This is a genomic window from Glycomyces sp. NPDC047010 (genome assembly GCF_040644205.1).
In the GTDB taxonomy this organism is placed as follows: Bacteria; Actinomycetota; Actinomycetes; order Mycobacteriales; family Micromonosporaceae; genus Glycomyces.
On sequence record NZ_JBEYVY010000006.1, the window covers coordinates 134,225 to 158,304 of the forward strand.

27 protein-coding genes are annotated in these 24,080 nt (G+C 72.5%); 9 read left to right on the top strand and 18 right to left on the bottom strand.

Annotation, left to right across the window (positions count from 1 at the left end; translation table 11 throughout):
• The first annotated feature begins 32 nt into the window (after nucleotides 1–32).
• A complete protein-coding gene (locus AB0A65_RS13885; protein ID WP_359951087.1) occupies nucleotides 33–662 on the top strand; it encodes a hypothetical protein in 630 nt (209 codons plus the stop codon).
• Nucleotides 663–679: 17 nt separating this feature from the next.
• On the opposite strand, the gene AB0A65_RS13890 is transcribed toward AB0A65_RS13885, so the two are convergent.
• On the bottom strand, nucleotides 680–1,231 hold the full coding sequence (locus AB0A65_RS13890; RefSeq protein ID WP_359951089.1) for an NUDIX domain-containing protein: 552 nt from the start codon (nucleotides 1,229–1,231) through the stop codon (nucleotides 680–682).
• Nucleotides 1,232–1,388: 157 nt separating this feature from the next.
• Between AB0A65_RS13890 and AB0A65_RS13895 the strand changes: the two genes are divergently transcribed.
• The 5 genes from AB0A65_RS13895 (at nucleotide 1,389) to AB0A65_RS13915 (ending at nucleotide 6,963) form a co-directional block, all read left to right on the top strand.
• Nucleotides 1,389–3,353 (top strand): AarF/UbiB family protein, encoded by a 1,965-nt coding sequence (locus AB0A65_RS13895; RefSeq protein WP_359951091.1) that lies wholly within the window; start codon nucleotides 1,389–1,391, stop codon nucleotides 3,351–3,353.
• Nucleotides 3,354–3,487: 134 nt separating this feature from the next.
• The gene (locus tag AB0A65_RS13900) at nucleotides 3,488–4,402 is read left to right on the top strand and encodes an ABC transporter ATP-binding protein (protein ID WP_359951093.1); all 915 of its coding nucleotides are present in this window, start codon (nucleotides 3,488–3,490) and stop codon (nucleotides 4,400–4,402) included.
• 22 nt (nucleotides 4,403–4,424) lie between these two features.
• Complete coding sequence (locus AB0A65_RS13905; protein WP_359951095.1) at nucleotides 4,425–5,129, top strand: ABC transporter permease; 705 nt, start codon at nucleotides 4,425–4,427, stop codon at nucleotides 5,127–5,129.
• 2 nt (nucleotides 5,130–5,131) lie between these two features.
• Complete coding sequence (locus tag AB0A65_RS13910) at nucleotides 5,132–6,328, top strand: sensor histidine kinase (RefSeq protein WP_359951097.1); 1,197 nt, start codon at nucleotides 5,132–5,134, stop codon at nucleotides 6,326–6,328.
• Nucleotides 6,325–6,963, top strand: a complete 639-nt coding sequence (locus tag AB0A65_RS13915; RefSeq protein WP_359951098.1) for a response regulator transcription factor — start codon at nucleotides 6,325–6,327, stop codon at nucleotides 6,961–6,963. The genes AB0A65_RS13910 and AB0A65_RS13915 overlap by 4 nt, the downstream gene beginning before the upstream one ends.
• A gap of 27 nt (nucleotides 6,964–6,990) precedes the next feature.
• On the opposite strand, the gene AB0A65_RS13920 is transcribed toward AB0A65_RS13915, so the two are convergent.
• From AB0A65_RS13920 to AB0A65_RS13940, 5 genes are all read right to left on the bottom strand, one after another.
• Complete coding sequence (locus AB0A65_RS13920; RefSeq protein WP_359951100.1) at nucleotides 6,991–7,890, bottom strand: arginase family protein; 900 nt, start codon at nucleotides 7,888–7,890, stop codon at nucleotides 6,991–6,993.
• Nucleotides 7,891–7,982: 92 nt separating this feature from the next.
• Complete coding sequence (locus AB0A65_RS13925) at nucleotides 7,983–8,423, bottom strand: SRPBCC domain-containing protein (protein WP_359951102.1); 441 nt, start codon at nucleotides 8,421–8,423, stop codon at nucleotides 7,983–7,985.
• Between the two features lie 4 nt (nucleotides 8,424–8,427).
• The gene (locus AB0A65_RS13930; RefSeq protein WP_359951104.1) at nucleotides 8,428–8,811 is read right to left on the bottom strand and encodes a metalloregulator ArsR/SmtB family transcription factor; all 384 of its coding nucleotides are present in this window, start codon (nucleotides 8,809–8,811) and stop codon (nucleotides 8,428–8,430) included.
• Nucleotides 8,808–9,266: an SRPBCC domain-containing protein gene (locus AB0A65_RS13935; protein ID WP_359951106.1), complete on the bottom strand. Its 459-nt coding sequence runs from the start codon at nucleotides 9,264–9,266 to the stop codon at nucleotides 8,808–8,810. Before AB0A65_RS13935 ends, AB0A65_RS13930 begins: the two co-directional genes overlap by 4 nt.
• Before the next feature lie 92 nt (nucleotides 9,267–9,358).
• The gene (locus tag AB0A65_RS13940) at nucleotides 9,359–9,904 is read right to left on the bottom strand and encodes a hypothetical protein (protein WP_359951107.1); all 546 of its coding nucleotides are present in this window, start codon (nucleotides 9,902–9,904) and stop codon (nucleotides 9,359–9,361) included.
• 50 nt (nucleotides 9,905–9,954) lie between these two features.
• On the opposite strand from AB0A65_RS13940, the gene AB0A65_RS13945 reads away from it, so the two are divergent.
• From AB0A65_RS13945 to AB0A65_RS13955, 3 genes are read left to right on the top strand one after another with little or no spacing between them, the layout of a single operon-like run.
• Complete coding sequence (locus AB0A65_RS13945; RefSeq protein WP_359951109.1) at nucleotides 9,955–10,491, top strand: AAA family ATPase; 537 nt, start codon at nucleotides 9,955–9,957, stop codon at nucleotides 10,489–10,491.
• Nucleotides 10,492–10,508: 17 nt separating this feature from the next.
• Nucleotides 10,509–11,360 carry a class I SAM-dependent methyltransferase gene (locus AB0A65_RS13950; RefSeq protein WP_359951111.1) on the top strand — a complete coding sequence of 284 codons (852 nt, stop codon included), beginning with the start codon at nucleotides 10,509–10,511 and terminating at the stop codon, nucleotides 11,358–11,360.
• A gap of 31 nt (nucleotides 11,361–11,391) precedes the next feature.
• Nucleotides 11,392–12,351 (top strand): DMT family transporter, encoded by a 960-nt coding sequence (locus tag AB0A65_RS13955; protein ID WP_359951112.1) that lies wholly within the window; start codon nucleotides 11,392–11,394, stop codon nucleotides 12,349–12,351.
• Here the strand turns inward: AB0A65_RS13955 and AB0A65_RS13960 are convergent.
• The 12 genes from AB0A65_RS13960 to AB0A65_RS14015 all read right to left on the bottom strand — a co-directional run bounded on the left by AB0A65_RS13960 (nucleotide 12,308) and on the right by AB0A65_RS14015 (nucleotide 24,045).
• Complete coding sequence (locus tag AB0A65_RS13960) at nucleotides 12,308–12,718, bottom strand: VOC family protein (RefSeq protein WP_359951114.1); 411 nt, start codon at nucleotides 12,716–12,718, stop codon at nucleotides 12,308–12,310. The genes AB0A65_RS13955 and AB0A65_RS13960 overlap by 44 nt on opposite strands.
• A 48-nt stretch (nucleotides 12,719–12,766) precedes the next feature.
• Nucleotides 12,767–13,516 (bottom strand): helix-turn-helix domain-containing protein, encoded by a 750-nt coding sequence (locus AB0A65_RS13965; protein WP_359951116.1) that lies wholly within the window; start codon nucleotides 13,514–13,516, stop codon nucleotides 12,767–12,769.
• A gap of 23 nt (nucleotides 13,517–13,539) precedes the next feature.
• A complete protein-coding gene (locus AB0A65_RS13970) occupies nucleotides 13,540–14,058 on the bottom strand; it encodes an acyl-CoA thioesterase (protein WP_359951118.1) in 519 nt (172 codons plus the stop codon).
• 50 nt (nucleotides 14,059–14,108) lie between these two features.
• Nucleotides 14,109–15,341: a DUF4041 domain-containing protein gene (locus tag AB0A65_RS13975; RefSeq protein WP_359951120.1), complete on the bottom strand. Its 1,233-nt coding sequence runs from the start codon at nucleotides 15,339–15,341 to the stop codon at nucleotides 14,109–14,111.
• Between the two features lie 149 nt (nucleotides 15,342–15,490).
• Nucleotides 15,491–16,738 carry a hypothetical protein gene (locus tag AB0A65_RS13980; protein WP_359951122.1) on the bottom strand — a complete coding sequence of 416 codons (1,248 nt, stop codon included), beginning with the start codon at nucleotides 16,736–16,738 and terminating at the stop codon, nucleotides 15,491–15,493.
• A gap of 195 nt (nucleotides 16,739–16,933) precedes the next feature.
• Nucleotides 16,934–18,409 carry an aldehyde dehydrogenase family protein gene (locus AB0A65_RS13985; protein ID WP_359951124.1) on the bottom strand — a complete coding sequence of 492 codons (1,476 nt, stop codon included), beginning with the start codon at nucleotides 18,407–18,409 and terminating at the stop codon, nucleotides 16,934–16,936.
• 8 nt (nucleotides 18,410–18,417) lie between these two features.
• Entirely contained in the window at nucleotides 18,418–19,419 is a 1,002-nt protein-coding gene (locus AB0A65_RS13990) for a proline racemase family protein (RefSeq protein ID WP_359951126.1), read from the bottom strand.
• 58 nt (nucleotides 19,420–19,477) lie between these two features.
• Nucleotides 19,478–20,395 carry a dihydrodipicolinate synthase family protein gene (locus tag AB0A65_RS13995; RefSeq protein WP_359951128.1) on the bottom strand — a complete coding sequence of 306 codons (918 nt, stop codon included), beginning with the start codon at nucleotides 20,393–20,395 and terminating at the stop codon, nucleotides 19,478–19,480.
• Complete coding sequence (locus AB0A65_RS14000) at nucleotides 20,388–21,782, bottom strand: FAD-dependent oxidoreductase (RefSeq protein WP_359951130.1); 1,395 nt, start codon at nucleotides 21,780–21,782, stop codon at nucleotides 20,388–20,390. The genes AB0A65_RS13995 and AB0A65_RS14000 overlap by 8 nt, the downstream gene beginning before the upstream one ends.
• A complete protein-coding gene (locus tag AB0A65_RS14005) occupies nucleotides 21,779–22,090 on the bottom strand; it encodes a (2Fe-2S)-binding protein (RefSeq protein ID WP_359951132.1) in 312 nt (103 codons plus the stop codon). The genes AB0A65_RS14000 and AB0A65_RS14005 overlap by 4 nt, the downstream gene beginning before the upstream one ends.
• A complete protein-coding gene (locus AB0A65_RS14010; RefSeq protein ID WP_359951134.1) occupies nucleotides 22,087–23,271 on the bottom strand; it encodes an FAD-binding oxidoreductase in 1,185 nt (394 codons plus the stop codon). Before AB0A65_RS14010 ends, AB0A65_RS14005 begins: the two co-directional genes overlap by 4 nt.
• Before the next feature lie 96 nt (nucleotides 23,272–23,367).
• Nucleotides 23,368–24,045: a GntR family transcriptional regulator gene (locus tag AB0A65_RS14015; protein ID WP_359951136.1), complete on the bottom strand. Its 678-nt coding sequence runs from the start codon at nucleotides 24,043–24,045 to the stop codon at nucleotides 23,368–23,370.
• Between the last annotated feature and the right edge of the window lie 35 nt (nucleotides 24,046–24,080).

A 24,080-nucleotide genomic window follows, 5' to 3' on the forward strand; every position in this document is an offset into this window, starting at 1 on the left:
GCCGCTGCGTCAGGGTTCTAGCGTCCCAGGGTATGACGATCGACCACAATGCCCCGGGCCGCCGTTTCGGCGTCCTCGTCGCGGCGGCCCTCGCCCTCATGCTCGCCAGCGCCGCCGTCGCGGTGCCGACCGGCTTGGCGCTCAACCCCTCCGACATCGACGCGACGCTGCGGGCGGTCGCGGACCGGCCGGGCCTGCACCTGCTCGAACTGGGCTTCGACGTGCTCGGCTGGCTGGCGCTCGCCATGGCGGGCCTGGTGACGGCGGCGCAGGGGCGGGCGCTGGTCCCGGCGGGCCTGCTCGTGCTCGCGGGGGCGGCCGGGCTGCTCCACGACGCCGGGAACATGGCCGTCACGCAGCTCGCCGCCGAACCGGCGGCCGCGCCTGCGGCGCAGGCGGTGCTGCTCACCGCGAAGTGGACGGTGAACCTGGCGGGCCTGCTGTGGACCGCCGCGACGGTGAGTGCGGCGCTGGGTGAACGCGGGCGCCTCCGGGCGGCGGGCCTGGCGGCGGCGGTGTGCGGACTCGCCTCGGTGGCGCTCCCCTGGACGACGGGGACGGCCGGACCGTCGCCGGCGGCCGAGCAGCTCGGGTACGGGCTGCACCTGCCGGTGATGGCCTGGTGGGCGGCGCTGGCGTGGCGGTCGGCCCGGGGGCGCTGATCCTCGGGTCGCCTCGGCTACCAGCGGATGTGGATGGGGGTCTGCGGGGGTCCCTCGGTGAGGAGGCGGCGCACGAGGTCGGGGAGGCCGCGCGGGAGGATGCGCACGGGCGCGGCGTCCATGGCGTCGGGGTCGAGCCAGGCGTGCGGGGTGGCCGCGGGGGTGCGGGCGGCGTCGGTGCGCAGGAGGAAGAACTCGTCGGCGGCGGCGACGAACGCGCCGGAGTCGATGCGCTGCTGGAGGCTGTAGCAGGTGGCGACCGGGGTGCCGAGTTCCGCTGGGGTCGCGGCGAATCCGAGCTCTTCGGCGAGTTCTCGGACGGCGGCCTCGGCGGGGGTCTCGCCTGGCTCGACCGCGCCGCCGGGGGTGTGGAAGTAGCGGTCGCCCACGTCGCGGATCTTCGCGGGCCGGTCCAGGAGGAGGACGCGGCCGTGGTGGTCGAGGAGGACGGCGCGGGCGGTCCGGCGGCGGATCGTGGTGCGGCCGGGCTCCTCGGGGGCGTGGTCGTCCAGGGCGCGGTCCGGTGCGGGTTCGGCCGCGGTCGGTCGCGGCGCTTCTGCGATGGTCATGGGACTCAGCGTAAACGCGGTGTCCGACATGCGCTTGTTCTAATTGTGTGTCCGGTTGCGAGGCGGGGCGCGACACGCGGCGCGGGGCGGGCGCCAATGGACCGTCCGGCGTAGCCTGTGCTGTCGACCGCTGTCCCGTCCGGAAAGGCCGTCCCCCATGACCGAGTTCCTGCTGTCGGTGTTCGGCATCGCGTTCAACACCGCGGCGGTCGCGTACGTCGCGACCAGGCTGCTCGACGTGCGGTACACGCTGTGGCGCCTGGTCGTGGTCTCGGTGTGCGGCTACAGCGTCATGCAGTACGGGCTCCTGCCGTCCCTGCTCGCGCCGTTCCAGCACCGCGAGCCCACCGCGGAGGAGATGCCCGGGACGTTCGCGGTGTGGGTCCTCGCGCTCGTGACCGCGCCGGTGATCGCGATGATCATGCTGGTGGTGTGGGAGGCGGTGATCCCCACGGGCGCGGTGCCGCCCGCGCGCACCTGGTTCAAGGGGCTGCGCACGCGGCTGCGGCGCACCCGCCGGTACCTCCAGATCCTCGCCATCGCGGGCCGCCACGGCCTCATCGGGCTGCTGCGGGGGCGGCGCCTGGCGTCGCAGGACGAGGAGATGGCGCGGGCGCTGCGGCGGGCGCTGGACGACGCGGGCGTGACGTTCGTGAAGCTCGGGCAGATCCTCTCGACGCGGCGGGACCTCCTTCCGGCCGTGTACATCGCGGAGCTGTCGAAGCTCCAGGACCAGGCCGCGCCGGTCCCCGGGACGAGCGCGGTGCGGCTCGTGGAGGCCGCCGCGGGGGCGCCGGTCGGCGAGGTGTTCGCGGCCTTCGACCCCGAACCCGTTGCGGCCGCGTCGATCGCGCAGGTCCACACCGCCGTGCTCCACGGCGGCGAGGCGGTCGTGGTGAAGGTGCGGCGGCCCGGCGCCGACGTCACGGTGGAGCGGGACCTCGACATCATCCGGCGCCTCGCGCGCAGCCTCGACCGGCACACGTCATGGGGCCGTTCGATGGACGTCCTGGGGCTGGCCGACGGGTTCGCGGAGGCGCTCCGCGAGGAAGTGGACTTCACCGTGGAGGCCCGGAACCTCGCGCAGGTCGCGGCCGCGCACGACCGGCGGCGGGCCGAGGTGCGGGTGCCGCGGCCGCACGCGGACCTCTCGGACGAGCAGGTGCTCGTCATGGAGCGGCTGCCGGGCGTCCCGCTCGCGTCCGCGGACCTCGCGGAGCGGGGCCTGGACGGGCGGGTCCTCGCGGCGGCGCTGCTGCGGGAGCTGCTGGACGAGATCATGGTCGACGGGATCTTCCACGCCGACCCGCACCCGGGGAACCTCATGCTCCTGGACGACGACCGGATCGGGCTCATCGACTACGGGTCCGTGGGGCGCCTCGACCGGGAGCTGCGCGCCTCCTTCGAGGCGATCCTCCAGGCCGTGGACCGCCAGGACGGGCCCGCGCTCGCCGACGCGCTCGTGAGCGTCTCCAGCCGCCCCGACGAGCTCGACCAGACCGGGTTCGAGCGGGCCCTCGGCTCGTTCATGGCCCGCCACCTCGTGCCGGGCGCGGCCCCGGGCATCCGCATGTTCTCCGAGCTGTTCCGCATCATCGCCAAGTACCGCATCGTGATCCCGCCCGAGCTCGCGGCCGTGTTCCGCACGCTCGCCACATTGGAGGGCTGCCTGACCGCGATCGACCCGGGCTTCGACCTCATCGCCGAGGCCCGCGACGTGGGCCAGCGCTACGCCGAGCGGCGCCTGCGCCCCGCCGCCGTGCAGGACCTCGTCATCGAGGAGGTCCACGACCTGCTGCCGGTGCTGCGGAAGCTCCCGCGGCGGCTCGACCGGCTGCTGGCGTCCGTCGAGTCGGGACAGCTGTCGGTGAACTTCCGGCTGTTCGCGAAGTCGGAGGACCGCCGCACGGTCACGGCGTGGCTCCACCAGGTGCTCCTGACCGTGCTCGCGGCGGCGTCGGGCGTGATGGCGGTGATGCTGCTGGGCAACGAGTCCGGGCCGATGCTGACCTCGGAGTTCACGCTGTTCCAGTTCTTCGGCCTGTCGCTGCTGCTCATCGCCTCGGTGATGGCGCTGCGGGTGCTGGCGGACATCTTCACGAGGCGCTCGGGCCAGGACTAGGCCGCGCCCGCGGACTGACCCGCCGGGCCGCCGCCGTCATCAACCGATCGGTTGTTTCGGCGTAGGGAGGTCGGTGTGTCGAAAGCGGCCCGCGGGTCGATTCCGCGGGGCCCGTTCTCGATGAGGCTTGAGGCATGGCAATCATCGAAGTCACCGGCCTCCGGAAGTCCTACGGCGGACGCACCGTCCTCGACGGGATCTCGTTCGGCGTCGAGCAGGGCGAGGTGTTCGGCATCCTCGGCCCCAACGGCGCCGGCAAGACCACCACCGTCGAGTGCGCCGAGGGCCTGCGCCGCCCCGACGCCGGGACCGTCAGCGTCCTCGGGCTCGACCCCCACCGCGACGTCAGGGCCGTCCGCGAGGCGATCGGCGTGCAGCTCCAGCAGACCCAGCTCCCCGACAACCTCAAAGTGTGGGAGGCCCTCGACCTCTACGCCTCCTTCTACTCGCGGCCCAGGGACTGGCGCGCCCTCATGGAGGAGTGGGGCCTCGCCGGGCTGCGGAACGCCAGGTTCGGGAAGCTCTCCGGCGGCCAGAAGCAGCGCCTGTTCATCGCGCTCGCCCTCGTCGGGAACCCGCGGGTGGCGTTCCTCGACGAGCTCACCACCGGCCTCGACCCGCAGGCGCGGCGCTCCACGTGGGAGCTGGTCAAGCGCGTCCGCGACAGCGGCGTCACCACGGTCCTGGTGAGCCACTACATGGACGAGGTCGAGGAGCTGTGCGACCGCGTCGCCGTCATCGACCGGGGCACCGTGGTCGCCCTCGACACCCCCGCCGGGCTCGTCGACCGCGCCGGCGGGCCGCAGCAGATGCGGTTCACGCTCCCCCGCGGGGCCGCGGACCCGACCGCGGTCGTCGCCGCCGTCCCCGGCGTGACCGCCACCGAGCGGGACGGCGACCGCGTCACCGTGACCGGCACCGGCGACTTCGCCACCGCGGTCACCGGCGCCCTCGCCCGCAACCACGTGCTCGTCACCGACCTGCGCATCGACCAGCGCTCCCTCGAAGACGCCTTCATCGCCCTCACCGGCCGCCCCCTCGACCGCTAACGCCCCCAAAGGAACCAGTGCCATGACCGCCTTCGTGAAACTCGCCGCCGTCGAGACCAAGCTCCTCGTGCGCGAACCCGGCTCCCTCGTGAGCGTCCTCATCCCCCTGTTCTTCCTCGTGGTCTTCGGCGCCTCCGCCGACTCCACGGACATGGTCCTGCTGCCGATGGGCATGGCCATCGCCGTGGCCCTCATCGGCCTCTACCTGCTGCCCACCACCCTCGCCTCCTACCGCGAGCGCGGCATCCTGCGCCGCATGTCGACCACGCCCGTGCGGCCCGGGAACCTCCTCACCGTGCAGATGCTCCTCCAGGTGGTCCTCCTCGCGGCCGCGACCGCACTCCAGCTCGCCGTCGCCGGGGGCCTGCTCGGCCTGTCGCTGCCGGCCGGGTTCGCCCCCGTGGCGCTCGTGCTCGCCCTCGGGACCGCCGCGATGTTCGCCGTCGGCCTGCTCATCGCCGCCCTCGCCCCGACCGGCCGGGCCGCCAACGGGATCGGCGTCTTGCTCTACTTCCCCATGGCCTACCTGGCCGGACTCATCCAGCCGGCCGCCCAGATGCCTGCTAGCCTGGCGCGGATCGGCGAGTACACCCCTCTCGGCGCGTTCCGCACCGGCCTCGGCCAGGCGTGGGCAGGCCAGGCCCCCGAGCCGCTGCCCCTGGTCCTGCTCGCCGCTTACACCCTGATCATCAGCGCCGTCGCGGCGCGCGCCTTCCGCTGGGAGTAGCCATGACGGACACCGGACGCCTCGACCGCTGGGAACGGCGGATCGAGGCGCAGGTGCGCCTGGCGCCGTACGTGCTCCTGGTGTTCGCCGCGGTCCTGTACTGGTTCGCCGAGGACGCGGAGTGGGGCGACCGGGCCGCCGTCCTCGGCCTCGCGGCCGCGGCGGCGGCCTGGGTGCGGTTCGCCGCCGGGCGCCTCCCGGGCGGGGTCTACATCGCGGTCCTGGTCGGCCTCGTCGCCGCACTGGGCTCGTACGCGGTCTGGTTCACGGCGTTCTTCGGGTTCGCCGGGTACCTGCATGCGTGGCGGTTCCTCAAGGGCCCCTGGCGGTTCGCGGGGGTCGCGGCCACGGCCGCGGTGAGCGTCCCGACCTACCTCGGGGTGCCGGGCGACGCCGTCGAGCTGCTGGTGTGCCTCCTGTTCACGGCCGCGATCACGGCCCTGGTCGCGCTGTTCAGCTTCGTCGGGGACGTGACGACCGAGCGCAGCGCCGAGCGCAAGCGGACGGTCGACCGGCTCGAAGCCGCGCTCGCCGAGAACGCCGGGCTCCACGCGCAGCTGCTCGTCCAGGCCCGCGAGGCCGGGATCATGGACGAGCGCCAGCGGATCGCCGCGGAGATCCACGACACGCTCGCGCAGGGGTTCACCGGGATCATCGCGCAGCTCGAAGCGGTGCAGGGCCCCGCGGACTGGGCCGAGCGGTCCGGCAAGGCGATGCTCCTGGCCCGCGGGGGCCTGGCCGAGGCGCGGCGGACCGTCCACGCGGTCGTGCCCGCGCAGTTGGAGGCCGCGGCGCTGCACGAGGCGCTGGAGGCGGTCGCCGAGGCGTGGTCGGAGCTGCACGGCGTCCCGGTCGAGTGCGCGGCCACCGGCACGGTGCGCCCGCTGCACCCCGAGGTCGAGGCCGCGCTGCTGCGGGTGGCGCAGGAGTCGCTGGCGAACGCCGCGAAGTACGCGCGGGCCGGGCGGGTCGCGGTCACGCTGTCCTACATCGACGAGGTGGTGGCGCTCGACGTGCTCGACGACGGCGCCGGGTTCGACCCCGCGCGGGTCGCCGAGGCCGGCGGGTTCGGCCTCACCTCGATGCGCCGCCGGGTCGAGCGCCTCGGCGGCGGGTTCGTGATCGAATCGGCCCCGGGCGAGGGGACGGCCGTCTCGGCGACCCTGCCCGCCTCAGCACGCGAAGGGACCACCGCATGAGCGGGACCATCCGACTCCTCATCGCCGACGACCACCCGATCGTCCGCGACGGCTTCCGGGGCGTGTTCGCCTCCGAACCGGGCTTCGAGGTGCTGGGCGAGGCCGCGAACGGCGCCGAGGCCGTGGCGATGGCGAAGGCCCTGGGGCCGGACGTGATCCTCATGGACCTGCGGATGCCGGTCATGGGCGGGGTCGAGGCGATCCGGGAGCTGGCGGAGGCCGGGGTCCCCGCGCGGGTCCTGGTGCTGACGACGTACGACACCGAGGGCGACGTGCGCCCGGCGATCGAGGCGGGGGCGACGGGCTACCTGCTCAAGGACACCGGCCGCGAGGACCTGGTGCGGGCCGCGCGGGCCGCGGCCCGGGGCGAGGCGGTGCTGGCCCCGGCGGTGGCGACGCGGCTGATGAGCCAGGTGCGCACGCCGCAGGAGGCGTTGAGCGACAGGGAGGTCGAGATCCTCCGGCTCGTCGCCGACGGCGCCACGAACCGGGAGGCCGCGAAGCGCCTGTTCCTCAGCGAGGCGACCGTGAAGACCCACCTGCTGCACCTGTACGCGAAGCTCGGGGTGAACGACCGGGCCGCCGCGGTGGCGGCGGGGTTCCGGCGCGGCATCCTCGACGTTGAAGGGCGTTGAGCCGAAGAGTCCTGCGGCGCAGGCGGTTCAGCGGAGCGGGGCGAGGGCGGCCGCGACGGCGTCGGTGAGTTCGGCGGCGAGGCGCCCGTCCGGGTCCAGGTCGGGGTCGAACACGGTGAGCTCGAATCCGGCGCAGCGATCCGAGGCGAGGAGCGGGCCGAGGAGGTCCCCGAGTTCGGCGTAGGAGAGGCCGCCGGGGTTCGGGGAGTCGACGGCGGGCATGACGGCGGCGTCGAGCACGTCGGCGTCCATGTGGACCCAGAAGCCGTCGAGGTCCGTGCGCTCCAGGCGGTCGAGCGCCGCGGCGGCGGTCGCGGCCGCACCGGCGGCGCGGAGCCGGGCGAGCGGGTGCACGTCGGCGCCGAGGGATTCGAGCTCCGCGGTGTACTCGTCGTCGTCGCGGATGCCGAGGACCACGGCGTCCCCGATGCCGACGTAGGGCCGCAGGCCGTCGAGGTCGGTGGCGAGCGGCTGGCCGTGCCCCGTGGCCAGCGCCAGGTCCTCGCCCGCGGCGGCGCCGACGCCCGGGGAGTTGTCGGGGTGGCGGAAGTCGGAGTGGCCGTCGAGGAACGCGAGGCCGTAGCGGCCGCGGCGGCGCAGGGCGAGGGCCGCGCCGAGGACGATGGAGCAGTCGCCGCCGAGGACCACGGGGAACCGGTCGGCGTCGAGGAGCGCGCCGATGCGGTCGGCGAGGCGGGCGGTGTAGGCGGCGATGGCGTCGGCGTTGAAGAGGCCGTCGCCGAGCTTCCAGTCGCCGCGGTCGTAGCGCGGCGGGGTGGCGTACCCGGCGTCCTCGGCGCCGATGCGGGCGAGCAGGCCCTGGTCGCGGACGGCCCCGGCGAGCTTGTAGCAGCCGGGGACGAGGCCGGGCCCGGGCGGGCGGAGGCCGAGGTTCGAGGGGGCGTCGAGGACGGCGAGGCTGCGCATTGGGTGGACGGTACACCCCGGGTCAGGTGCCGGCGCCGGGGAACGCCCGGGGCCCCTCCCGCGGGCGGGAGGGGCCGGTCGGGCCGGGGCGGTCACCAGTTGTCGGTCTTGACGTCGCCCGGTGCGGGGTCGCCCTTGCCGTGCTCCACGAGCGCCTTGAGGCTCAGGAGGAACGAGGCCCACTTGGTGGAGCAGTGGTGCATGAACTCGATCGGCTCGGCCCAGCCCTCGTGCTTGAAGAGGACGATCGCCCAGCCGTCCTCGTCGCGCAGGTCCCAGTGGACGCGGGTGCCGATCCACTCGGGGGTCCCGCCGACGACCTCCCAGAGGACGCGCTCGCCGGGCTCGGACTCGACGACGCGCATGTCGAACCCGCCGTCGGGGAAGCGGAAGGCGATCTCGCCCCCGGTCCCGGTGGTGCCGGTGGTGTCCTCGGTCCACCAGCCGCGCAGGCCGTCGATGGTGGTGAGGGCCCGGTAGACGTCGTCGGCGGTGCGGTCTTCGGCGGCGATCCGGTGCAGGATGTCGACCATGGTCTTACTCCTTCTCGATTCGTTCGTGCTGGGTGTCGGGCTCGGCAGAGCCCCCGCCGCCCGTGCGCTGGATGGTCTCGGCGATCCGCTTGATGCGGTCGAGTCGCGAGTCCCATGCGGAGCCGACGGCGTTCAGTTGGGCGACGGCGCGCGCGAGCTGCGCCTCGTCGACGCGGTAGCGGCGCTCGCGGCCCGCGGTGGCGCCGTGCACGAGGCCGGCCTTGTCGAGGACGGCGAGGTGCTTGGCGATGGCCTGGCGGGTCACCGGGATCTGCTCGCTGAGGCTCGTGGCGGTGCCCGAGCCGTCGGTGAGCAGGCGGTCGATCATGCGGCGGCGCGTCGGGTCCCCGACCGCCGACCACAGGTCGTCGTCCACGAGCGTGCTCATCGCGCGGCCTTCGCGACCGCCGCGGGCAGGCGCGGGACGAAGAAGTCCCAGCCCCGGACGTGGGCCGCGTACTCCTCGGCGGCGACGGCCTCGGCCCAGCCGCGCTCGCGGAACCCGGTCTCGGTCATCCGCAGCAGCGTCCCGGCCCCGTCGGGTTCGAGCTCGAACGTGACGAGGAACGAGTTCCCATGGGCCGCTTCCTCTTCCTCGGCGTGCGTCCAGCGGAACGCGAACATCCGCGGCGGCTCGGCGTCCACCACGGTGAACTGCTCCCACTGCACGCTCCCGTCCCCTTGGCGGAACCCGATCCGCCCGGCCTTCCCGGGGACCGCCTCGTACTCGGCCTCGTCGGGCCACCAGTCCTTCACGTGCTCGGGGTCGCTGACCACCTTGAACACCACGTCGGGCGCGGCGTCGATCCGGATCTCCCGCTCGATCGTCCCGTACTCGTCCATGACCCTCTCCTAACTCGCAACCATTGGTTGCATATAAAGCTAGCAGGGTTCAGGAAGACGCGCAACCTTTTGTTGCATATTCTTCGGAACGGCTACTTCCGCGGATGGTCGGCGGTGCACCAGACCTCGGCGTCGGCGATGAACGCGCTGGACATCGGCGCCGCCTCGTCCACCCGCGGCCCGCCGGGGAGAGGCTCGCCGCCGACGGCGATCGACGCTTCCCGGCACGGGATCCACACCGTCGAGAGGAGGTGCGGGACCCCGCCCAGGTCGTAGTCGTCCTTGCGGGTCAGGTACCGCTCGATCGGACCGGTGATCGCGACCGAGACGTCGTCGGCCGCGGCCGTGAACCCGGTGGCGAGGTCGAGGTCGAACTCCACGTCGGCCGTGGTGAACTCCGGCTCGGACCAGGCGATGTCGCCGGCGAGCCTGATGTGCCGGTTGAACTCGGTGCCGAGCCAGCGGCCCAGCTCCGGGTCGGGGCCGATGACCCGCACCCGGCCCGGAACGGCGAGCACCAGCGCGCGCCCAGGGCCGCGCACCGACCAGTCCACGCGCCAGACCGAGGCGTAGGCGACCGCCCGGCCGCCGTCGAAGACCGTCGCGCACGGGTTGGCGCCCATGAGAAGGAGCGTCATGCGCCCACCATAGTGCGGGCGGTCGAGCACCGGGAGGGTAAGAAGGTCCCATGCATGGAAACGGAACGCCCGCAAAGCAGGTCATCGCGTTCACCGGGCTGCCGGGGACCGGGAAGTCGACGCTGTCCGAGCGGCTGGCGCGGGAGCTCCGGACGCCCGCGTTCGCCGGGGACTGGATGATGGGGGCGCTGACGCCGTACCGGATCCTGGGCGACCTGGACAAGGACGCGTTCATCTCGCTGCACGACCACGTGCTGGAGACGCTCTTCGTGCGCCAGCTCCTCCTCGACCAGTCGGCCATCACCGACTCGGTGCTCTCCGACGAGACCGCCAAGCAGTGGGCCGAGGTGGCCGCCGGGCACGGGGCGCGGCTGCGCGTCGTCGAGTGCGTCTGCTCCGACGTCGAGCTGCACCGGTCCCGCCTCGACGGGCGCGTGCGCGGCATCCCCGGCTGGCACGAGATCGACTGGGACCACGTCGAACGGCTCAAGACCTGGCTCCCGGCGCTCACCGTCGAACGCCTCCGGGTCGACGCCGTCGACTCGGTCGAGGACAACCTCAGGACCGTGCTCGACTACCTCTCCTAGTCAGTAGGGTGGCCGTTGTGGCGAATGAATCGATGCGGCAGAACTGGACCGACGGGGCCGCGTGGTGGGTCGCGAACGAAGCGGTGTTCGACGCGGTGTTCGCGCCGGTGACGGCCGCGATCCTCGCGGCGGCGCGGCCGGAGGCCGGGCAGCGGGTGCTCGACGTGGGCTGCGGGAGCGGGACGCTCCTGGAGGCGGGCGCCAGAGCGGGCGCTTCGGTTGCGGGCGTGGACATCTCCGAGGGGATGGCCGCGGCCGCCAGGCGGCGCGTACCCGAAGCGGGCGTGATCGTGGCCGACGCGCAGACCGCGGACCTGCTCGCCGCACTCCCCGGGGACCCGTTCGACCTGGTCGTCTCCCGGTTCGGCGTCATGTTCTTCGAGGACCCCGAGGCCGCGTTCGCCAACCTCCGCAGCGCCACCGCGCCCGGGGCCCGGCTCGTGTTCGCGTGCTGGCGGACCGCGGCCGAGAACCCCATGTTCGGCATGGGGTCGAGCGTCCTCAGCGCCCGCCTCGACCCGCCGCCCGGACCCGAGGAGCCCGGCGCGCCCGGCCCCACCGCGTTCGCCGACCGCGACCGGCTCGCCGCGATCCTCGAAGGCGCCGGCTGGGCGCCCAGGATCGAGGCGTTCGACTTCACCGTCGACTACGGCTACAACGGGACCGACGGCGTCGAGGAACGGCTCACCAGCGTCGAGAGCGGCGGCGTCGGGCGCACGGCCCGCGCGCAGCTCCTCCCCCGCATCGGCCCCGACGGCTGGGACGCGCTCCTCGACGAGGTCCGCGCCGAACTGCGGCGCCACCTCGTGGACGGTGTCCTCCGCTTCCCCGGTGCCGTCTGGCTGGTCGACGCCACGAACCCCCGATAGAGCCCGACAGCCCACGACGAAAGCCGCCCCCTTGCGCACCGACAGATCCACCATGCTCGCCGTCGCCGCCCTCGTCGGCGCGACCCTGTTCTGGGCAGGGAACTACATCGTCGGCCAGCGCGCCGTCGAGACCATCGACCCGCTCAGCCTGGTCCTGCTGCGGTGGGGCCTCGCGCTCGTCCCGCTCCTCGTCATCGCGCAGTTGGTGGAGCGGCCGCGCTGGAGGGAGGTCGCGAAGGCGTGGCCGTGGCTGCTCGCGTTGAGCGCCTTCGGGATTCTGGGCTACAACCTGTTCCTGTACGCGGCGCTGGAGTACACGGACGCGTTCAGCGCCTCGCTCGTGAACGCGTTCAACCCGGCGCTGATCACGCTCGCGGCGGCGGTGTTCCTGCGCGAGCGCCTGACGCCGCTGTCCGTGGGCGGGGTCCTCATCGCGCTCGTCGGGGTGCTGGTGGTGCTCGGCGACGGGGACTTCGGGTCGCTGCTGCGCGGCGGGTTCGGGACCGGCGAGCTGCTCATGCTCGGGGCGATCGCGGCGTGGACGGCGTACACGGTGGCGGGGCGGCGGGGGCCGCGGCTGCCGCCGGTGACCTCGACGGCGGTGCAGGCCGCGATCGCGGTGGTCGTGCTGGCGCCGTTCAGCCTCGCGGCGGGCGGGCCCGCGCTGCCGGGGACGGGGGCGGCGCTGTGGTCGCTGCTGTTCATCGCGGTGTTCCCGTCGGTGCTGTCGTACCTGCTGTGGAACCACGCGCTGACGTCGATTCCGCCGGGCCACGCGGGCGTGTTCCTCAACCTCATCACCGTGTTCACGGCGGTGTTCACGATCCTCGCGGGCGAGCCGTGGACGGCGGCGCAGGTCGCGGGCGGCGTCATCGTCATCGCCGGGGTGGTGCTGACGAACCTGAAGGCGTTCGCGGGGCCGGGCGTCCCGGCCCCGCGGCTTCCCGCTACTCCGGGGCGCCGGGCATCGCGGTCGGGTCGTAGGACATGAGCTCCCACGAGTGCCCGTCCGGGTCGTCCACGGCGCGGTTGTAGAGCCAGCCCATGTCCTGGGCCGGGCGCGGCTCGGTGCCGCCCGCGGCGACGGCGGCCTCCACGAGCCGGTCGACGTCCTCCTTGGACTCGGCGGCGAGGGCGTTGATGACCTGGATCGGGCCGTTCGCGATGTCGCGCTTGGTGAACCCGGAGAACTGCTCGTGGGTCATGAGCTGGACGGCGACGGCTTCACTGAGGACGACCTGCGCGGAGGTCTCGTCGGTGAACTGCGGGTTGAGGGTGCCGCCGAGGGCGAGGTAGAACGCCTTGGACGCGTCGAGGTCGGCGGCGGGAAGGTTGACGTAGATCTGGGTGAACGCCATGACGGCCTCCTGGTTGGCGGCGGCCGGTCGTTCCGGCCTGCTACGAATCTAAGGCCGGACCTGGGCGTCCGTCTTGTACAGAAGCGACAGCACCTCGTCGGGCGCGGGTTTCTGGAGCTCGGTGGCCTTGCGGCCGACGAACCGGGCCATGGACCGGGCGAGGTGGGGCTGGTCGTGGTAGCCGACGAGGTGGACGACGTCGGCCGCGGCGGTGCCGGCCTGGAGGAGCATGGCGGCCTGGCGGGCGCGCTCGATCTGGCGGATCGTCCCCTGCGTGAGGCCGGTGGCGGCGGCGACGCGGCGCTGCACGGACCGGGGCGTGACCAGCAGGGGCGTGTCCCCGGCGAGGACGTCGGCGACGAGCGGGTCGCGCACGAGGAGCCCGGCGCGGACGAGGCGGTCCACGAAGACCTCGGCGTTGCCGTAGGCGGGGATCTCCCATTCGGCGCCTTCGAGGACGAACGTGCGGTCGGTCGCGTGCGGGCTGTCGACGCTGGAGTCGACGAGGGCGGGGACGGGGAGGTTCCGCAGGTGGGCGCCGTGGCGGAAGACCACGCCGAACGCGCCGTCCATGCCGCCGCCCATGGGGACGACGGTGGGGCGGGTCTCGGGGCCGCGCACGGACACGCTGGTGACGCCCCCGGCGGTCCAGGCGATGAGCTCCCAGTTGGAGTTCGCCACTGAGACCATGCGGGCGGGTGCGGGCGCGGCGCCGGGTTCCACCCGGTAGACGCGCTCGACGTACGGCGAGTCCGAGGGCCGGTGTTCGAGCCCGGGGATCTGCGGGTCCTGAGCCACGCCCCCGATGCTACCGGCGTCGGTCAGGCGCTGGGGATGCGCGAGGCGACCGTCAGGTCGAGGAGCCACTGCGGGACGTCGCTCGGGGGGAACCCGCCCGCGAGGGCCTCCAGCTCGTCGTGCTCCACGGAGCCGCCGCCGCGCTTGAGGAAGCGGGTGCGCACGTGCGCCTGGGCGTAGACGGTCTCGCCGGAGCGGAACGTCTGCTCGATGTAGCCCCACTTGTCGTCGAAGCCGAGCACGCGGGTGTGGACCTCGAACCGCTGCCACGGCTGGAGCGACTTGCGGTAGGTGATGGTCTGCCCGGCGACCACGGGGTACCAGCCCGCGTCGCGCATCTTCTTGAGGAACCCGGCGCGGTGCATGAGGTCGAGCCGACCCACGTCCATGATCGTCAGGTACCGCCCGTTGGTCATGTGCCCCAGCGGGTCGAGGTCGGTGGGCACGACCCGGAACGGCGTCACCGCGGTCTCCCAGAGGCCCATGGGCCCCCGGCGGCGCGCGCGCAGCCACAGGTTCAGCAGCCGGAAGTACAGGTTCACGAGCGCACCGCCGTCGGGGAGGGACCAGTAAGTTACCCGAGAGTAGCAAATCAGGTAGACCGGCTGCCATCGGTGCGGCGGGCAGTCCGTGATTCTTCAGGCCATTCGCCGAAAGACTGCACGAACTCGGTCGCCTCCGCATGCTCGGTGAAGTCCAGGAGGTTCCCCACCTTTTCGGCCAGCGCCGCTTTCACCTCGGACGGGGTGACGAAGAAGAACTCCTTTCGCGGGTTGGCATGGTTCAGCCGCCTGTCGGCGAACTGTCGGTGCAGCTCGCTCTCCAGGGATACGGCGTCTTCGGAGAAGTACAGGACGTGGACGTCGAATCGGAACGGAACCGCGGCGCCGCTCAATTCGACAATGCGCTCTTCAGGATAGAGCCGCCTGGTCAATCCGATCTTGACCACGTTCTCGCCGAATGCTCCGCGGTTCGAGATCACGTAGACGTATCCGGCTCGGATGTTCGCCGCACGGAAATCGTTGTGCTCGATGGCCGCTTCGACGGCGGACAGACGCCGCTCCAAGTCCTCGCTGGTCTCGCCTTTCGAGCGCAGCGTCTCCAGGGCGTTCAGCAGATGCGACTGCTCTTTGTCGAGCCGCGCCCGTTCCTCGGCCAGCTCACGCTCCACCCGGGCCTGCTCGCGGAGCTGCGCACGCGCCTCGCGGGCGGCCTCCTTCTCCTCCTGCTTCTTCATCAGCCAATCCGCCGTCAGCTCGATCTCCTCCAGCCGCAGAGCATGGAAATCGTCGCTGATGCGCATCTCCATCAGCGCGCCCAGTTTGGCGATCGCCGTTCGAGATGACTCAAGCCGCCGTTTCGCGGTGACGACATTGCCGAGCCGCAACGACCGGATGCTGTTGTCGGCTTCGGCGTTGTAGGCGCGCAGCATCAGTTTGGCGAGGTCCGCGGTCATGCGTCGGCCCTTGGCCAGTGAATTGTCGAAGGTGAACATGTTCGACTTGACGATCGCCCTGTCCGACTTGACCGCGTCAACGATCCGTGAACCGATGTCGGCCAGGCGATCTTGGAAGGCGACGGCATTCTCCAGCGGATGGTGGTACCGGTAGATGCCTACGTTCTGGAGGACCTGGTCGTCGTCCAGACTCACCGGCGAGCCGTCAGCGGACTGCAACAGCGAGACCTGCTCCCGCAGCGCTGCGTTCTCCTCTTCCAGTTTCTCCATCCGGGTCTTGCCTGGCCCGATTGCCGGCTCGGCGGGTTCGGCCGGCTCGGTCGGCTCCTCGGCTGCGTCCAGTCGGGCCTGGACTGCCTTCTGATCCACATGATCGTCTTCGCCGCCGAGCCACAGCTGCCATCCATCGGGCGGCTTCGGCCATTTGGGGTCGGGGGTCCATCCGGCCGGCGGCTTCCAACCCGCGGGTGGTTTCGGCCAGCCGGGAGGCGGGTTGAAGACCGCCTTTCCAGGAGCATTCACAAGGTGCGAATCCCCCTGGTCTTCACCGGGGTCAGACCGAACGGGTTCTTGGAGACCGAGGCTCCGAGATAATCCAGTGTCGCGACGGGGACGACGGCACTGAGGTCGACTTCGAGGAACTTCTCCCTGGAAGCACCCACTGCGACGAACGGCAGATAAGTGGCTTTGCCGGTCGCGGGGTCCGCAGTCTCGGTACCGACCTCAAGGGAGATGCTCTGGATCAGCCCGCGGCGGTCCGCCTCGAACACCTCGTGCAGGCTTCGGAGCGCGACCTGGTGCACCACGTCCGCATATCGGTCTTTGCATGCCTTCTGCGAAAGCTGCGTGGCCGCGATCTCATCGCTGGCCTTCACATACCGGTACGTCTTGACGGTGGGCATGTGGTCGGGCGCCGGGATCTCGACGCGCAGTGAAAGCTCTGCGGTCTCGCTGTTGAATCCGAAATCGGAGTCCACTTCGAAACCCTCGGGGTACACCGAGTTCGCAAGCACGATTCCGATGTACTGCTGGACCGCGTCCTCGGTTCCGTACCCAAGGTTCACGATGAACTCGTCGAGCGCCGCGTTGTGCTTTTCAGCTTCTTTCTCGCGCCGTGCGCATGCCTTGTCGTATTTGGCCTTCTCTTTGGACAGCGAGTCGAGTCGAGCCTGTTCTGCGATCGCATACTGATCCGCCTGCGCCTGACGCCGTTGCGGCAGGCTCTGCAACTCGACCTGCCATCGCTGGTATGCGTCGGCGAACGCCGCTTCGGCGCGCGCTTTCGCCTCTTCGAGCTTCTTCTTGCGTCCGAACATCCCGGACGGCTTCTCCAGCGGTTGGCGCATCGGCTGGGGAGGATCTGCGATCGGAATCGGCTGCGGTAGGGGAACACCGAATCCTTTGGCGTCGAACGGCGGATGCTGCGCGACCTTCCGAAGCCTCTCAAGGTCGACATAGTCGTCCACTTCGAGCGTTGACGCGAGGAGACTGTCGAGCTTGTCGTACTCGGCTTCGAGTTCCGCGTTCTGCTGACCGACCTCTGCTTGCCTCGCTGCCACATACGCATCGGCGGCGAGTTTCTCAAGCCGCTTCCGCTCCGCCTCCGATGCCCGCTGCGCGGCGGCCCTTGCTCGCTCCTGAGCACGCCTTGCCTGCTCAGCACGGCGGACCGCCGCCTCATGCTGGCGCTGCGCCGTCCGCTGCCGTTGCTCCGCAAGACGCGCCTGATGCTGCATCTCGGCGAAGAACCCTCTTCTGCGCCCCATCCGTGCCTCCTTGGAACAGTGCGCCGATTTTACGATGGAACTCAATAGGAGTCCAGTAACGTATTCGCTCGCGCAGAGGCAGAACCCGGCGGAATGCCCTTATTGATTTGGTCTGTTCTATTGAATTCCTTGCTTTGATCGAAACTGAGACCGACTCGATGCCGAGTACTCCGATCGGCTTATGCCGTCGCCCGTTCAGGAGGCGGCGCGGGCTCCCCAGGTGGTGCTTTCTCCTGCGGGGGCGATGCGTTGGGGGACGTGCCACGGGTTGTCGTCGCGGAGGGCCGGGGGGAGGGCTTCGGTGGGGGCGTTCTGGTAGGCGACGGCGCGGACGAAGCGGGCGATGGCGGCGGTGCCGACGCTGGTGCCGCCGGAGGTGGTGGCGGGCCAGGGGCCGCCGTGCTGCATCGCGGGGGTGACGGCGACGCCGGTGGGCCAGCCGTCGAAGAGGACGCGGCCCGCGCGGCGGGCGGCGGCGCGGACGAGGGCCGAGACGTCGTCGCCGTCGGCGCGGTGGACGGCCACCGTCAGCTCGCCCTCGAAGAGCGAGTCGAGGAGCTCCGCGTAGTCGGTGCCCTCCGGGGACTCGACGAGGATCGTGATGGGGCCGAAGCACTCGGCGAGGAGCGCGTCCGGGTGGGGCCGGAAGTCAGCGAGCGGGACGGCCGCGATCGTGGGGGTCACCCAGCCCTGGCCGTCCTCGTCGGTGCGGACCGAGCCGGGGGCGACGAGGCGCACGCCCGCGGCGGACAGGACGGCCTCGCGGCCGTCGGTGTAGTTCGCGGCGATGCGCGGATCGAGCATCCGCTGCTCCGCGCCCGCGGCGGCGGCCGCGAGGGCCTCGTCCAGGCCGTGGCCGACGGGGAGGAACACCAGGCCGGGCTTGGTGCACAGCTGCCCGGCGGAGCCGCCGACGCTCGCGGCCAGGCCCGAGGCGAACTCGGGGCCGCGCTCGGCGATCGCGGCGGGGGTCGCGAAGACCGGGTTGACGGAGCCGAGCTCGCCGTAGAACGGGATCGGCGCGGGGCGGGCGGCGGCGATGTCGGCGAGGAGGCGGCCCGCGCGCAGCGACCCGGTGAAGGACGCGGCCTTCACCAAGGGGTGCTTGAGCAGCGCGGTGCCCTCGTCCTGGGTCTCGATGAGCTGCAAGGTGCCCGCGGGCAGACCGGCGGCTTCGAGGGCCGCGGCGCCGAGCGCGGCGGTGCGGCGGGAGAGGCGCGGGTGGCCCGGGTGGGCCTTGACGACGACCGGGTTGCCCGCGGCGAGCGCCGAGGCGGTGTCGCCCCCGGCGACGGAGAACGCGAACGGGAAGTTCCCGGCGGCGAAGTTGAGGACCGGGCCGATCGGCTCGTTGCCGCTGCGCACGTCGGGGCGCGGCCCGAGCGCGAACTCCGGGTCGGCGCGGTCGATCCGCACGTCGAGGTAGGCGCCGTCCACCACGGTGTCGGCGAACAGCCGCAGCTGGACGGCGGTCCGCTTGATCTCGCCGCGCAGCCGCGCCTCGGCGAGCCCGGTCTCCTCCGTCGCCAGCGCGACGAGCTCGTCGGCGTTCGCGGTGAGCGCGTCCGCGAAGGCCACGAGGGCCCCGGCGCGCACCGCGGGCGGGACGTCGGCGAGCGCGCGGGCGGCGGCGTCGGCGGTCGTGGCGACGGTCTCGGTGCTGGTCGTCATCTGCTCTCCTAGAACTGGAAGCCGGTCGGGAACGGGTCGGTCGGGTCGAGCGTGTACTGGGCGGTGCCGGTGATCCAGGCGCGGCCGGTCACGGTGGGGACGACGGCGGGCCGGTCCCCCACGGTGGTCTCGCGGACGAGCCGCCCGATGAAGCGCGAGCCGATGAACGACTCGTTGACGAAGTCGGTGTCGAGGGCGAGTTCCCCGCGGGCCCACAGTTCGGCCATGCGCGCGGAGGTGCCGGTGCCGCAAGGGGAACGGTCGAACCAGCCGGGGTAAATGGCCATGGCGTGGCGCGAGTGCTTCGCGTCGGAGCCGGGGGCGATGAACTCGACGTGGTGGCAGTGGTCGAGGCCCGCGATGTCGGGGTGGACGGGCGCGGCGGTGGCGTTGATCGCGTCCATGATCGCGAGCCCGGCGGTGAGGATGTCCTGCTGGCGGTCGCGGTCGAAGGGGAGGCCGACGGCGTCGAGGTCGACCATGGCGTAGAAGTTGCCGCCGAAGGCCATCGAGTAGGGGACGGTGCCGTACCCGGGGACCTCGACGGTGGTGTCGAGCGCTTCGACGTAGCTGGGGACGTTCTCGATGGTGACGGAGGCGGCGCGGCCGTCCTCGACGGCGACGCGGGCGGTGACGGGCCCGGCGGGGGTGTCGAGGCGGATCTCGGTGACCGGTTCGGTCACGGGGACCATGCCGGTCTCTACGAGGACGGTGGCGACGCCGATGGTGCCGTGCCCGCACATGGGCAGGCACCCGGAGACCTCGATGTAGACGACGCCCCAGTCGCAGTCGGGGCGGGTGGAGGGCTGGAGGATCGCGCCGCTCATCGCGGCGTGGCCCCGCGGCTCGTTCATGAGGTACAGCCGCAGGTCGTCGAGGTGCTCGATGAAGTGGAGGCGCTTGTCGTTCATGGTGGCGCCGGGGATGACGCCGACGCCGCCGGTGACGACGCGAGTGGGCATGCCCTCGGTGTGGGAGTCGACGGCGCTGATGAGGCGGTTCGTTCGCATGTTCGTCCTTCGGCTGGGCGCCCTGTACGGCCGTGTGCACCGTACAGGGCGCGGGGCGTCAGCGCGAGGCGGCGAAGTCGAGGGCGCGGCGGGTGTCGCGCACGACCTGGTCGCGCTGGGCCTCGGAGAGGGGGCCGCGCGGCGGGCGGGTGGCGCCGCCGTACGAGTGCCCGGCGATGTCCATGGAGAGCTTGATGGCCTGCACGAACTCGGTCTTGGAGTCCCAGCGGAACACCGGGACGAGGCCGCTGTAGAGGTGGCGGGCCTCTTCGATGCGGCCTTCCTGCACGAGGGTGTAGATCTCGACGGCCTCGGCGGGGAACGCGTTGGGGTACCCGGCGAACCAGCCGGTGGCCCCGACGACGAGGGACTCGAAGAGGAGGTCGTCGGCGCCGGCGATGACGTCGATGCCGCACCGCTCCTTGATCTCCAGGACGCGGCGGACGTCGGTCGAGAACTCCTTGATCGCCACGACGTTCTCCAGCTCGAAGAGCTCGGCGACGAGGTCGGGGACGAGGTCGACCTTGGTGTCGATCGGGTTGTTGTACATCATGATCGGCAGGCCGACCTCGTTGACGCGGGCGTAGTGCTCCAGGACCTCGCCGCGGTTGGCGCGGTAGATCGTGGGCGGGAGGAGGAGCACGCCGTCGGCGCCGTCCTCCTTCGCGTACTCGGCCCACTGGACGGCCTGGTGCCAGCCGACGCCGTGGACGCCCGCGACGACGAGTCCGCGGTCCCCGACGGTCTCGACGGCGACCTGGACGACCTTGCGGCGCTCCTCGTCGGTGAGGGAGGAGTACTCGCCGAGGGACCCGTTCGGGCCGACGCCGCGGCAGCCGCTGCGCATGAGGAAGTCGCAGTGCTCGGCGAACCGGTCGTAGTCGACGGCGAGGCCGCCCGGCGCCTTCGGGTCCTCCTTGAAGGCGAGGGTGGTGGCGACGATGACGCCTCCGAGGTCGAAGTTCTTGCTAGACATGGGTGTCCTTCCCACAGGTGGTGGCTGGCGCGGCGAGGTCGCCGAGCCGGATGGGCGCGGCCAGGGGCCGCCGGTCGGTGGTGTCCTCGGCGCGGGCGGGGTCCGCGCCGGTGAGTTCCTCCACGGTGCGTCCGCACATGCGGGCCTGGCAGATGCCCAGTCCCGCACGGGAGGTGAGCTTCACGGAGCGCAGTGCGGCCTGGTCCGTCGCGGCCGCGGCGTCGCAGAGGGGCCCGTAGGCGACCTCCTCGCAGCGGCAGACGACGGTGTCGTCGCGCAGCCACGACGTCCACCCGCGGCGGATGCCGTGGGCGGCGTCGATGCGCCGCGCGAAATCGGTGGTGGCGCCCCGCCGCTTCAGGTCCGCAGGGGACGCGGGGGCTCCGGCGGCGCGGGCCCCGGCGATGCGGCCCTCGACGAGCGCCGCGTCGACCCCGCCGATGCCGGTGATCTCCCCTGCGGCGTAGACGCTTTCGACGCTGGTGCGCTGGTCGGCGTCCACGGCGACGAACCGGTCGGGGCCGATGCGGCACCCGGCGGCGATGGGGAGTTCGAGGCGGGGCGTGAACCCGTGGGAGACGCACACGGCGTCGGCCGCGAGGGTCCGCTCGGTGCCCGGGACCGGGGACCAGTCGGCGTTCAGGCGGGCGATGACGACCTCTTCGACGCGGCCGTCCCCGCGGGCCTCCACGACGGCGCGGCCGAGCCGGTACGGGACGCGGCGGCCGAGGTGGTGGGCGGCGTACCCGGCGAGCTCGCCGCCTTTGTGGGCGGCGCCGAGGAGGCGCCAGGGCCGCGGGAGCCAGCCTTTGGCGAGCGCGGAGGGCCGGGCGGCCTCGTAGACGCCGAGGACGCGTGCGCCTGCGGCCGTGAGGGACTGGGCGACCGGGAGCAGGAACGGCCCGGCCCCGGCGACGACGGCGCGGCGGCCGACGGCGACGCGTTCGCCCTTCGCGAGGGCCTGGGCGGCCCCGGCGGAGAACACGCCGGGGAGGTTCCAGCCGGGGAACGGGAGCGTGCGGTCGTGGGCGCCGGTGGCGAGGACCAGCGCGTCGGGGGTGAGGGTGCGGGCCGCGCGGCCGCCCGCGTCGGCGGGGCCGATCAGGACGTGGACGGCGATGCCGTCGTGCGTCTCGATCGCCCACACCTGGGCTTCGGTGACGACCTCGATCCCGGCGAGGCTGCCGCGGAGGCGGTCGAAGGCGGCCCAGCCGTGGTGGAGGCGGGCCTCGCGCTGCGCGGGCCGCTGCAGGGGCAGGTGGCGCCAGTACTGGCCGCCGAGGCCGTCCCCGGAGTCCAGGAGCGTGACGCGGGCGCCGGCGTCGGAGGCGGCGACCGCGGCGGAGAGCCCGGCCGGGCCCGCGCCGACGACGAGGACGTGGGTCACGGCGCCTCCTTCGTGTCGTCCTGTGTGGTCACGGTGTCGCCGTCGTTCGCGCGGCGCAGGCACAGCCGCACGTCCGATTCGCCGTTGACGGCGGCGATGCAGTCGAAGCACACGCCGATCCCGCAGAACACGCCGCGGCGGCGGCCCGCGGTCGTGGTGCGCCACTCGGTGGTGCCGTGCGCGAGGAGGACTCCGGCGATCGACTGGCCTTGCAGCCCTTCGATCCTCGTGCCGTCCACGGTGATGTGCAGCGGCTTCGGCTCGTCGGGCCGGATCGGGTCGGTCTCCCAGGGGACGATCGCGCTCATGCGGCGCCTCCCGTCAGGTGGGCGGCCAGCGAGGGCCGCGAGGGCTGGAACGGGGCGGGGTCGATCGCGGGCGCGGTGCCGGTGAGCTGCGCGCACAGGAGGTCCCCGGTGACGCCCGCGAGGCCGATCCCGGCGCCCTCGTGGCCGGTGGCGTACCACAGGCCGGGGTGGCGGGGGTCCGGGCCGACGACCGGGAGGTGGTCGGGCACGTAGGGGCGGAAGCCGCCGTAGGCGCGGATCACGGGGGTGCCGGCGAGGAACGGGAACAGCCGCAGGGCCCGCTTGGCGATCTCGGCGAGCACGTGGACGCGGAGGCGGTCGTCGAAACCGATCTGCTGGCGGCTCGATCCGATGAGGACGGTCCCGCCGGGGGTGGACTCGACGACGCTGGAGGTCTGGAGGTCGGCGTCCGCGGACTGGGTGGCGCCGAAGTAGTCGCCGTCGTAGACCTTGTGGAACACGCGCTGCGCCATGCGGGCGGTCACCAGGACCATGCCGCGGCGGGGGCGCACCGGCAGGTCCGCGCCGAGGACTCCGGCGACAGTCCCCGACCAGGGCCCGGCGGCGACGACCACGGACGGCGCGCTGATCGTCTCGGTGGCGGTGCGGACGCCGGTGATCCGGTCGCCCTCGCGCACGACGCCGACCACTTCTTGGTGGGGCAGGACCGTGACGCCCGCGCGGCGCGCGGAGGCCAGGAGCGCCTCGGTGGCGACGACGGGCTGGAGCTGCGCGTCCTGCGGGTAGTGGACGGCCGCGGTGATGGCCGGGTTCAGGTGCGGTTCGAGCGAGAGCGCTTCCCGGGCCGTCAGGTGCGCGACCTCGACGCCCGCGGCGGCCTGGCCGTCCGCGAAGGCCCGCAGCGGTTCTGCGCCTTCCTCGGTGGTGGCGACCACGACGCCGCCCTTGGGGTCGTACTCGATGTCGGGGAAGCCGGGGCCGAGCTCGTCGGCGAGGGACGCGGCGAGGCCGGGCCAGTGGCGCGCGGCGAGCATCGCGAGGTCGAGTTCCGGGCCGGGGGCCTTGTCGGAGACGAGGAGGTTGCCCTCGCCGCGGGCGCTGGTGGCGCTCGCGGGGGCGCCGCGGTCCACGACGACGACGCGCAGGCCCGTCCGGGCGAGCGCCCGCGCGCACGCGGCGCCGACGATCCCCGCGCCGATGACCACGACGTCTGCGTTCACGTTCCCTCCTTGTAATATGTCACATATTTCAACAAAGCCGGGTCGTCCTCTGTACACGACCCTGCACCGGAGTGCCGCCGCCGACAGGCGAACGGCCTAATCCGCCGCGGGTTCCTCCGCCTTGCCCGCCCACCAGCCGACGGCGTGGCCGATGTGCTGGCGCATGAGCTCCGCGCACGCGTCGGCGTCGCCCGCCACGAGGTGGTCGAGGAGCCGGTGGTGCTCGGCCGCGGAGACGTCGAGCATGCTGGTCTCCACCAGCGAGACCAGGCCGACGAGGCGGGTGCGGGCCCGCAGCTCGGCGATGGTCTCCACGAGCACCGGGTTCCCGAGGATCGCGGTGAGCTCCAAGTGGAACTTCTGGTCCGCGAGCAGGTACGCGGTGAGGTCGCCCGAGCGGGCGCCCGCCACGATGTCGTCGGCCTGGGTGCGCAGTTCGGCGAGACGCTCGGTCGGGAACGCGGCGGCGAGGCGCGCCATCGCGGGCGGCTCCAGCAGCAGCCGGATCTCCACGATGTCGTGCAGCAGGTCGTCGCTGACGGCCGTGACGCGGAAGCCCTTGTTGCGCACCGGTTCCACGAACCCGCGCTTCTCCAGGTCGAGGATCGCCTCCCGGACCGGGGTGGCGGACACGGCGAACTGCTCGGCGAGGCGGGGCACCGTCAGGAGCGCCCCGGGCGCGAGTTCGCCGGAGATGATCGCGGTCGAGAGGGTCCGCTCGACGCGCGCGCGCAGGCTTTCGCCCGGTTCGAGGCGATTGTCAGAGGTCAACATGATGCTCCCGCTCCCCACATGGCGCACTGGCCGCG